This is a genomic window from Roseomonas acroporae (assembly GCF_023223525.1).
GTDB lineage: Bacteria > Pseudomonadota > Alphaproteobacteria > Acetobacterales > Acetobacteraceae > Roseomonas_E > Roseomonas_E acroporae.
The window spans coordinates 1-3,391 of record NZ_JALPRX010000119.1; the positions used below are offsets into that span (position 1 = coordinate 1).

Annotated in this window: 4 protein-coding genes, 1 tRNA gene and 1 pseudogene; 2 read left to right on the top strand and 4 right to left on the bottom strand. The window is 68.4% G+C overall.

Going from position 1 to position 3,391, the window contains the following annotated elements:
- Nucleotides 1-3: 3 nt before the first annotated feature.
- The 4 genes and pseudogenes from M0638_RS23600 to M0638_RS23615 form a co-directional block, all read right to left on the bottom strand.
- Nucleotides 4-777, bottom strand: a complete 774-nt coding sequence (locus M0638_RS23600; RefSeq protein ID WP_248669414.1) for an IclR family transcriptional regulator — start codon at nucleotides 775-777, stop codon at nucleotides 4-6.
- 228 nt (nucleotides 778-1,005) lie between these two features.
- Nucleotides 1,006-1,189: pseudogene (locus tag M0638_RS23605) on the bottom strand (IS701 family transposase); the annotation flags it as partial.
- A 28-nt stretch (nucleotides 1,190-1,217) separates the two neighbouring features.
- Complete coding sequence (locus M0638_RS23610; protein ID WP_248669415.1) at nucleotides 1,218-1,871, bottom strand: CoA transferase subunit B; 654 nt, start codon at nucleotides 1,869-1,871, stop codon at nucleotides 1,218-1,220.
- A gap of 13 nt (nucleotides 1,872-1,884) precedes the next feature.
- Entirely contained in the window at nucleotides 1,885-2,643 is a 759-nt protein-coding gene (locus tag M0638_RS23615; protein WP_248669416.1) for a CoA transferase subunit A, read from the bottom strand.
- A gap of 161 nt (nucleotides 2,644-2,804) precedes the next feature.
- On the opposite strand from M0638_RS23615, the gene M0638_RS23620 reads away from it, so the two are divergent.
- Nucleotides 2,805-2,880, top strand: a tRNA-Ala gene (locus tag M0638_RS23620).
- A 178-nt stretch (nucleotides 2,881-3,058) separates the two neighbouring features.
- The gene (locus M0638_RS23625; RefSeq protein ID WP_248669417.1) at nucleotides 3,059-3,373 is read left to right on the top strand and encodes a transposase; all 315 of its coding nucleotides are present in this window, start codon (nucleotides 3,059-3,061) and stop codon (nucleotides 3,371-3,373) included.
- Nucleotides 3,374-3,391: the final 18 nt, after the last annotated feature.

The following is a 3,391-nucleotide window of genomic DNA, read 5'->3' on the forward strand; positions in this document are numbered from 1 at the left end:
CGTTCAGCCGTGGGCCGCTCTCCCGTCCGGAGGCGGCACTCGGGCGCTCAGCCCGGCCTCCCGCAGGATGAGGTCGCGGGTGGCGGCGAGCTCCGCCGTCAGATGGGGAAGGTCCGCGTCGAAGCGCGAGGTGGGCAGCAGGACGGAGATGGCATAGCGCCCGCCGGACGCGTCCACGATCCGGGCCGCGATGGCGGATATGCCGATCCCTGTCCCCTCGCGATCGAGCAGGATGCCCGACTGGGCGCCGGCCGAGAGCTCCTTCAGCAGGCGAGGCAGCTCCGTGATGGTATTCGGCGTGCGGGCCTCCAACGAGCGCGGCAGCAGCTTGCGGATCGTGGCCTCGGGCAGGCCGGAGAGGAGGGCTTTCCCCTCCGCGCTGCTGTGCAGCGGCCAAGTGGAGCCGATGTTGGCGGTCAGCCGGATCATCTGCGTCGGGGGCGTGACGAGCGCGATCACCACCACCTGCCCGTCCTGCAGCACCGTCATGGCGGCGGAGCCCTGCGTCGTCGTCGCCAGCCGCTCCAGATGTGGCCGAGCAAGGGCAACGAGGTCGATCCGCACGGAGGTGGCGAGCCGGGTGATCATCGGCCCGAGGAAGACGCCTCCCCCTCTCGGATCCACCTTTGCCAGCCCCTCGACGCAGAGCGCGTCCACGATGCGCTGCACGGTGGGGCGCGGCAGGCCGCTGGCCTTCGCGATCTGACCGAGGCTGAGCCCGGCGGACTGCCCTTCGAGGGCGCGAAGAACGGCTGCCGCCCGGGTGATCAGTTGCATCCCCGACCGGCCCTCAGCCGCGGCAACCTGGACGAATGGCGCGTCGCCTTTGGACTTTGTCATGCGCCTCCGAATCGCAGGGTCGACGCGGTTTGGGAAGAAGAAGTCTGGGCATCGGAGGTGGCCTGGTCTTCCGCCACCCCTTGCCGGCAGCCTCCACGCTTCCCACCCATGCTCCCCACCGGGACCGCATGGGCCTTTCAACAGAGCAGGCCCTGTCTTGAACGGCTCGTTGTGGTCGAGGCCGGGTTCGGTCCTGGCGGCCTCGAACGCATCCTCGATGGCCCGGCGGCACCCTCGACGGCGACAGGGTTCCGATCGGGATACCGGCCGGACAGCACGTGCCGAAATAGGCGAACGCGCCGTCGGCGACGTGACGGCGGGTCAGCAGGCCACGGGTCCGGAGCCCCTCGCAGCCGCCGACATACGCGTCAGCTTCTTCAGGCGGCCTGCTTCAGGGCTGTGTCATACTCGGCCGCGGTCTTCTCGCGGATCTCGGCTTCGGTGACACCGGGGGCAAGCTCGATCAGGGTCATGCGCTCCGGTCCCTCACGGGCGATGTCGAACACGCCGAGCTCGGTGATGACCATGTCGACGACGCGGGTGCCGGTCAGCGGCAGGGCGCAGCGCTTCAGCAGCTTGGGCTTGCCGCCGGCGGTGTGCTCCATCAGCACGACCACCTTCTTCACCCCGGCCACCAGGTCCATGGCGCCGCCCATGCCCTTGACCATCTTGCCGGGGATCATCCAGTTCGCCAGGTCGCCGTTCTGCGCCACCTGCAGCGCGCCCAGGATCGACAGGTCGATGTGGCCGCCGCGGATCATGGCGAAGCTCTGGGCGCTGTCGAAGATGCTGGTGGTGGGCAGCAGCGTCACGGTCTGCTTGCCGGCGTTGATGACGTCCGCGTCCTCCTCGCCCTCGTAGGGGAAGGGGCCCATGCCCAGCATGCCGTTCTCGCTCTGCAGCTGCACCGACATCCCGTCGGGGATGTGGTTGGCCACCAGCGTCGGGATGCCGATGCCGAGATTGACGTAGAAGCCGTCCTGCAGCTCGCGCGCCGCGCGGGCCGCCATCTGGTCGCGGGTCCAGGGCATCTCTCGGGCCTCCTCAGGCGGCGGCGACGGGTTCGGAGCCGCCGGCGGCGGCGCCCTCGTTCGCGGGCTCGGCACGCTTGCGCACGGTGCGCTGCTCGATGCGCTTCTCGAATCCCGGCGGGCACTGGATCATGCGCTTCACGAACACGCCCGGCGTGATGATGATGTCGGGGTCGATCTCGCCGGGCTCGACCAGGTGCTCGACCTGCGCCACCGTCACCTTCGCGGCGGTGGCCATCATCGGGTTGAAGTTGCGCGCGGTGCGCCGGTAGATCAGGTTGCCCTCGGTGTCGCCCTTCCAGGCGTGCACGATGGCGAGGTCGGCGACGATGCCGCGCTCCATCACGTAGGTATGGCCGTCGAACTCGGCCGTGGGCTTGCCCTCGGCCACCGCCGTGCCGACGCCGGTCTTGGTGTAGAAGGCCGGGATGCCGGCGCCGCCGGCGCGGATGCGCTCGGCGAGGGTTCCCTGCGGGTTGAACTCGATCTCGAGCTCGCCGGCCAGGTACTGCTTCGCGAAGGTCGCGTTCTCACCGACATAGGACGAGATCATCTTGCGGATCTGGCGCGTCTCCAGCAGCAGGCCGAGGCCCACGCCGTCGATGCCGGCATTGTTCGAGACCACGGTGAGGTCGCGCACGCCCGATTCCCGGATTGCCTCGATCAGCAACGAGGGGATGCCGCACAGGCCGAAGCCGCCCGAATGAATCGTCATCCCGTCCCGCAAGACCCCCGCCAGCGCCGCTGCCGCGTCCGGGTACACCTTCCTCATGGTAGCCGCTCCTCCGACCTTGCAGGACCGGCGCACGCTATCGCCCGGAACAGTCTGGATAAAGGGGCGGGGCGGGCGAATTCACCGGAAGCCCGACAAATCGCGCGCGGGAGGGGTTGCAGCCTGCCGAGGAGGCGGCTATACGGCGCCTCCCAAGCGACGGGGCCATAGCTCAGTTGGGAGAGCGCCTGAATGGCATTCAGGAGGTCGTCGGTTCGATTCCGATTGGCTCCACCATCGCCTCTTTTCTAAAATTTCCCCTTCAAAATCAGCTAGTTATAAGGCAGTGACGCGAGGGACACCCCTCACGCCACCCCCCCACAAAACACCCCTCACATCTTAGAGGGTGTTTGGCAATTTCATGTCGCGGTGTTTGGCTGGGGCAACCGAGCCGACCGCGTCCCATCTGGGCGGGATGCTCACCGCAGCCTATCCCTCCGATCTGAACGATGCCGAGTGGGCGATCCTGTGCCCGCTTCTCACGCCGTCGCGGCAGGCTGGTCATCCACAGGTGCTGGAACTGCGCCGGATCGTCGAGGCGGTGTTCTACCTGCTGCGGACCGGCTGCCAGTGGCGAGCCCTACCGCATGAGTTCCCGCCCTGGCCCGCCGTGTACTGGCACTATGCCAGGTGGCGGCGTGCCGGGGCCTGGGATGCGATCAACGCCGCCCTGCGCGAGCGCCGGCGGGTCGCGATCGGGCGCACGGCCCAGCCGACGGCCGCGACATGAAATCGCCAAACACCCTCT

Bases quoted from the DNA above. Each gene is read 5' to 3' on its own strand.
- M0638_RS23600 (WP_248669414.1), bottom strand. From the start codon at position 777: ATGCAACTGATCACCCGGGCGGCAGCCGTTCTTCGCGCCCTCGAAGGG.
- M0638_RS23610 (WP_248669415.1), bottom strand. From the start codon at position 1,871: ATGCCCTGGACCCGCGACCAGATGGCGGCCCGCGCGGCGCGCGAGCTG.
- M0638_RS23615 (WP_248669416.1), bottom strand. From the start codon at position 2,643: ATGAGGAAGGTGTACCCGGACGCGGCAGCGGCGCTGGCGGGGGTCTTG.
- M0638_RS23625 (WP_248669417.1), top strand. From the start codon at position 3,059: ATGCTCACCGCAGCCTATCCCTCCGATCTGAACGATGCCGAGTGGGCG.